Annotated in this window: 6 protein-coding genes and 1 pseudogene; all 7 read right to left on the bottom strand. The window is 38.1% G+C overall.

The genetic code is table 11. The annotated features are described in order from the left end of the window. Positions 1-331 (bottom strand): annotated as a pseudogene (locus LDB17_RS06620) (hypothetical protein); the annotation flags it as partial. 154 nt (positions 332-485) lie between these two features. Then, on the bottom strand, positions 486-1,487 hold the full coding sequence (gene dusB, locus LDB17_RS06615) for a tRNA dihydrouridine synthase DusB (RefSeq protein WP_252636430.1): 1,002 nt from the start codon (positions 1,485-1,487) through the stop codon (positions 486-488). 156 nt (positions 1,488-1,643) lie between these two features. Then, positions 1,644-2,321, bottom strand: a complete 678-nt coding sequence (gene mnmD / locus LDB17_RS06610) for a tRNA (5-methylaminomethyl-2-thiouridine)(34)-methyltransferase MnmD (protein WP_252636431.1) — start codon at positions 2,319-2,321, stop codon at positions 1,644-1,646. 19 nt (positions 2,322-2,340) lie between these two features. Continuing rightward, entirely contained in the window at positions 2,341-2,820 is a 480-nt protein-coding gene (gene ispF / locus LDB17_RS06605) for a 2-C-methyl-D-erythritol 2,4-cyclodiphosphate synthase (RefSeq protein ID WP_135104091.1), read from the bottom strand. Positions 2,821-2,852: 32 nt separating this feature from the next. Continuing rightward, complete coding sequence (gene porV, locus LDB17_RS06600; protein ID WP_006842734.1) at positions 2,853-4,019, bottom strand: type IX secretion system outer membrane channel protein PorV; 1,167 nt, start codon at positions 4,017-4,019, stop codon at positions 2,853-2,855. 145 nt (positions 4,020-4,164) lie between these two features. Beyond that, positions 4,165-4,791 (bottom strand): fumarylacetoacetate hydrolase family protein, encoded by a 627-nt coding sequence (locus LDB17_RS06595; RefSeq protein WP_252636432.1) that lies wholly within the window; start codon positions 4,789-4,791, stop codon positions 4,165-4,167. 43 nt (positions 4,792-4,834) lie between these two features. Next, the coding region (locus LDB17_RS06590; RefSeq protein ID WP_393924949.1) for a glycosyltransferase at positions 4,835-5,335 on the bottom strand (501 nt) is incomplete at its 5' end.

Here is a 5,335-nt window from a genome sequence, read left to right as displayed (position 1 = left end):
ATGGAAGTTGTTCAGTATTATGTAAATCGCTACCATAAGGCAATGAATGCTCCAAACGTGCTTTTTTGGCTATTTTATCTTCGCCCTCATCGGCATCATTCTCTAAATGTCCCACATCTGTGATATTACGCACATAACGCACCTTATAACCTAAATGTGTGAGATAACGAAATAGTATATCAAATGTTATAGCAGGACGGGCATGTCCGAGATGGCCATCTCCGTATACGGTTGGTCCACAAACATACATCCCCACATGCGGTGCATGAAGCGGTTCGAATACTTCCTTTTTTCGTGTCAGAGTATTGTAAACCAATAATTTTTGTTCCATAAACAGTCTGTAATTTTTTTAGCAATACAAAAGTAAGAAAATTATATAGAAGTAAGGAGGTTACACTCCGAATATTAAGTGTGTAACCAAACCTATGTATTATTAAATATTTAGAGATTATAGGTTTCTTTATTCCTGTTACCGAAAACTCAATTTATATTCCATTGCTTGATTCCAACTGAAATTGCTCCGGTATAGTATCCATAATTTCAAAAAGTTCATCAACCGACTCTGTTCGCAACATCGCCACTCTTACTTTCTTAAAATCGGGCAATCCTTTAAATAATGAGCTTGCAGCCAAATGACGCCGACTGTGAATAATTCCGCCACGTTCCCCTGAATGAGCAACATTTTTGCGGATCATCTCTTTTAGAACATTCAAGTACCATCCAAACTCTTTCTTCGGAAGTGTTTCACCTGTTCTCAAATAATGCTTCACCTCTTCAAATATCCACGGACTACCGATACTCCCCCGCCCTATCATTACGGCATCCACTCCTGTCTCGTCGAAACGGCGTTTGCAGATCTCAGGGCTGGTTACATCACCATTACCTACTATCGGAATATGTATACGAGGGTTATTTTTCACATCGCGAATCAACTCCCAATCGGCCTCTCCTGTGTACATCTGTGAGCGTGTGCGTCCATGTATCGTCAAGGCTTGTATTCCTACATCTTGCAATTGCTCTGCCAACTCCACAATAATCTTCGAATCATGATCCCAACCTAAACGAGTTTTTACCGTTACAGGGATTTTTACGGCTTTTACCACTGCAGCCGTTATTTCAACCATCAGTTCGGGGGTTTTCATCATACCCGAACCGGCACCCTTGCCTGCTACTTTCTTTACCGGACATCCAAAGTTTATATCCAAAATATTCGGGTTGGCATCTTCACAGATTTTTGCAGCTTCCACCATTGCATCTACTTCTCGCCCGTATATTTGTATAGCCACAGGACGCTCTTCTTCACTGATGGTGAGCTTGGCCTGAGTCTTATTCACATGACGAATAAGTGCATCGCTGGATACAAACTCGGTATATACCATATCTGCTCCAAACTGCTTGCACATAAGACGAAATCCCATATCTGTTACATCTTCCATAGGAGCAAGAAAGACAGGGTTTTCGGAGAATTTTATATTGCCTATTTTCATTATATTATAGTGTAGATTCTTATAGATATTTATTAAATATCGGGCACAAAGATAAGTATCTTTTATCAGAAGATAAAAAGATGGAATTGATCTTAACTATATTATAAACGCTGAGAAAATGAATATAAAAAGAATACAGAGAACAGAGACGAAGCATCAATCTGTTTTTGTAGCACGCAACATCTCTCTTTTTCCGGGAGGTCCGGGAAGTCTTTCAGTTTTGTAACCTGCTTGTTGTAGCATTCTACGCACAACACCTTTAGCACAATAAGTAACTAATATTCCACTCTGGGCAGTAATAGAATACAGTGAATCAAAGATTGATTGCGTCCACATTTCGGGCTGCTTATCGGGAGCAAATGCATCGAAGTAAATGAGATCGAAAGAAGATTTTAATGAGGAGAAATCAAACTTGGTAAAATCACATTCTATCTTCGACAAATAAAACTCAGGTAAAATTTGAACTTCCCTATTCCAATCAGCATCATGCAGCTTATTATATAATATCTTGGCTTGCTCTGAGTGTTTTTCCGAATAATTCAACTCCTCAATAATTGATTTAGGCAAAGGATATAGTTCCAACCCAGTGTAATGAATATTTTTTTCGGTATTGGTTACATCCAATGCTGTCAGAAAAGCATTTAAGCCTGTACCAAAACCAATTTCAAGAATATTGACTCTCTCTTTTTTGCAATGATGCAATCCTGTGTTAATAAATACGTGGGTTGATTCTTGTATAGCTCCATTTACCGAATGATAGTGTTCATTCAGGTCGGACATGAAAAGAGTGTAAGACCCATCAGCTGTTAATTCTATTTTGGGTTTCACACTCATTCCTTTTTGTGTCTAATTATCACTTTTTTTCAATTAAAGCAACGGCGTATGCGGCAAAACCTTCCTCACGGCCTACAAACCCCATTTTTTCTGAAGTTGTTGCTTTTATCGATATATCGTCTACCGAGATCTCTAAAATCTCAGCCATCACTTTCTGCATCTGAGGTATATGAGGATTTATTTTAGGACGTTCGGCACAGATAGTTGCATCTATATTGCCTATACTATACCCTTTCTCGGTTATCACCTCTAATGTTTTTTTCAATAAGATTTTACTGTCTATATCTTTATACTCCCCGGCTGTATCAGGAAAATGAAAACCTATATCACGTAAATTTGCCGCACCAAGAATAGCGTCGCAAATAGCATGTATAAGCACATCAGCATCGGAGTGCCCTAATAGTCCCTGACTATGTTCTATCTTGATTCCACCTAACCACAAATCTCTATTATCAGCAAGGCGATGCACATCATAGCCAAAACCTACCCTTATCTTCATTATATCAAATAACTTTATCTACGAAACAATAATTACTTAAATAAATTTTTCATTGCATCAATATCAAAACCTAGAGAAAAACGCAATGTTTGGTCTAATGGATTTTGTTGAGCGGTAGCCAACAGATAAGCTACATCCAGTTGGAATGCGCTTAGTTTAAATCCTGCACCAAAAGAAAGATACTGACGATTACCTTTCATCTTATTTTCATGGAAGTAACCGGTACGTAAACGGAACTTGTCATTATAATCATATTCTGCACCAAGCGACCATGCAATCTCTTTCATTTCTTCCGAGAATCCACCGGGAGCATCACCAAATGATTTGAAGATACCCGCTATCGGGTTAATATCTCGATAGTCTGCCATGCGTTTACTGAATTCATCATTGGTTTCTCCTTCTTTTTTAACAGGAGGAGTTGGAACCAAATACTTGTTCAGGTCTGCACTGAATGATATTGTACTCACCTCGTTGATTGGATACATAAGAGAAGCACCTAAACGCAGATTGGTTGGCAAGAACTCGTTTCGAGAATCTCCGTTTGTAGAAATTTTCGTACCAATATTAGAGATATTGAAACCAAAACTTAGCAGACTTTCTGAGCTCCCTGTACGGATATAAGATTCGTTATAACCCGAAATATCTGCCGCAAAAGCATTGCCTACTGAAGTTTCTTCAGAAGCTCCTGTATAATCGGCACGGATATAACGCACAGTTACAGCTCCGGAAAAAGTCTCTGTCAATTTACGGGAATATGCTAAGTCAATAGCCAACTCGTTGGGACTTAATACAACACCATTGAAGTCATTTAAATCCGTGACAACTTTCACATCTCCGATAGAGAAGTAACGGATAGATGCACTTAATGCCTGATTATTTTCATTACCTAATTTATAGTAACCAACACCATAAACTAGTGCTATATCATTAATGATCTTTCTCAACCATGGAGTATATGATATTCCAAAACCTGCCTTACTTGGGCTAAATGCATATTTAGCAGCATTCCAGTGTTGGGAATACACATCCGGTGCTGTAGCCACTCCGGCATCTCCCATCCCACCTGCACGGGCATCAGGAGCTATATTTAATGACGGCATAGCCGTTTGTATCGGATTCACGTCATCTTGTGCATACGCGCCTAATGCAAGTAATGCAAAAATATTTACAAATAAGATTTTTCTCAAAAGACTCTTCATTTATTCTACTATTTAAGTAATTAATTTATTTGCTAAGGTTTAATTATAGTTTGTTCGGATTTCTTATTTAATTATTCAGTATGTATAGATAACAATTTTTTATAATATTTATTGTTATCTAGCATAAATTTAACATTCTAATTTATCAGCAAATAGATATTTCTAACAATTTCTCTCCTTCTATCTCTCCCAATAAATGATTTCCTATTTGAACCCTCCCTACTCCAGCGGGTGTGCCTGTAAAGATTAAATCGCCGGTTTTGAGAGTAAAAAACCGACTGGCGTATGCAATTATTTTATCTATCGGATGTATCATTTCGGTAGTGTTAGCCGATTGCACCGTCTTACCGTCAATAGACAAACTGAAGTTCAAATCATTCATCTGTTTGTCCCATTTACCTTTCGATACAAACTGTCCTACCGCTGCCGAGTTATCAAAGGCTTTGGCTATTTCCCAAGGAAGTCCTTTTTTCTTAAGTTCGGATTGTATATCTCTTGCCGTAAAATCGATACCGAGACTAACTTCTTCGTAATAGCGATGAGCAAATCGTTCTGCTATATTTTTACCCATCTTACTTATCTTAACTACAACCTCAGCCTCGTAGTGTATATCGGCAGAGAAATCGGGAATATAGAAATCTTTCTTATCACCCGAAAGCAAAGATGTATCGGGTTTCATAAAAAGAACAGGATCATCGTCGCTATTCGATAATGCCCTGTTCATTTCTTTATTATGTGATTGATAATTTTGCCCTACGCAAATAATCTTCATCTTTTTGCTGTATAAAAAATATACAACAAAGATACACAAGTTTTTATTTCTTTTTATGAATTCCGCCAAACATTTGCCTCAAGCGCATTGTAATTACACCGATTACACCTTCAGCAAAAATACCGGAGCTCATTTTTGAAGTACCCAACATCCGATTAACAAAAATAATAGATACTTCTTTTATATTAAATTTCAGACAATGTGCCGTATACTTCATTTCCACTTGGAAAGCATATCCTTTGAAGCGAATATTGTCCAAATCTATAGTTTCAAGAACTGCACGTCGATAACAAACAAATCCGGCTGTAGAGTCATGTACCTTCATGCCCGTAATAAAACGCACATATCTGGAAGCAAAATAAGACATCAAAACCCTGCCCATAGGCCAGTTTACAACGTTTACGCCACTACAATAGCGTGAGCCTACCGCCAGATCGGCTCCTTGATTAACACATGCCTCATACAAGCGGAGAAGATCGTTCGGATTGTGAGAAAAATCAGCATCCATCTCATACACATACTCATAACTGCTCCCCAAAGCCCA

Source organism: Dysgonomonas sp. Shenzhen-Wh21, assembly GCF_043392705.1.
Taxonomy (GTDB): domain Bacteria; phylum Bacteroidota; class Bacteroidia; order Bacteroidales; family Dysgonomonadaceae; genus Dysgonomonas.
Note: the sequence above shows the minus strand (reverse complement) of the source record. Positions and strands in the feature narration are given on the sequence as shown.

Bases quoted from the DNA above. Each gene is read 5' to 3' on its own strand.
- porV (WP_006842734.1), bottom strand. From the start codon at position 4,019: ATGAAGAGTCTTTTGAGAAAAATCTTATTTGTAAATATTTTTGCATTA.
- dusB (WP_252636430.1), bottom strand. From the start codon at position 1,487: ATGAAAATAGGCAATATAAAATTCTCCGAAAACCCTGTCTTTCTTGCT.
- LDB17_RS06595 (WP_252636432.1), bottom strand. From the start codon at position 4,791: ATGAAGATTATTTGCGTAGGGCAAAATTATCAATCACATAATAAAGAA.
- mnmD (WP_252636431.1), bottom strand. From the start codon at position 2,321: ATGAGTGTGAAACCCAAAATAGAATTAACAGCTGATGGGTCTTACACT.
- ispF (WP_135104091.1), bottom strand. From the start codon at position 2,820: ATGAAGATAAGGGTAGGTTTTGGCTATGATGTGCATCGCCTTGCTGAT.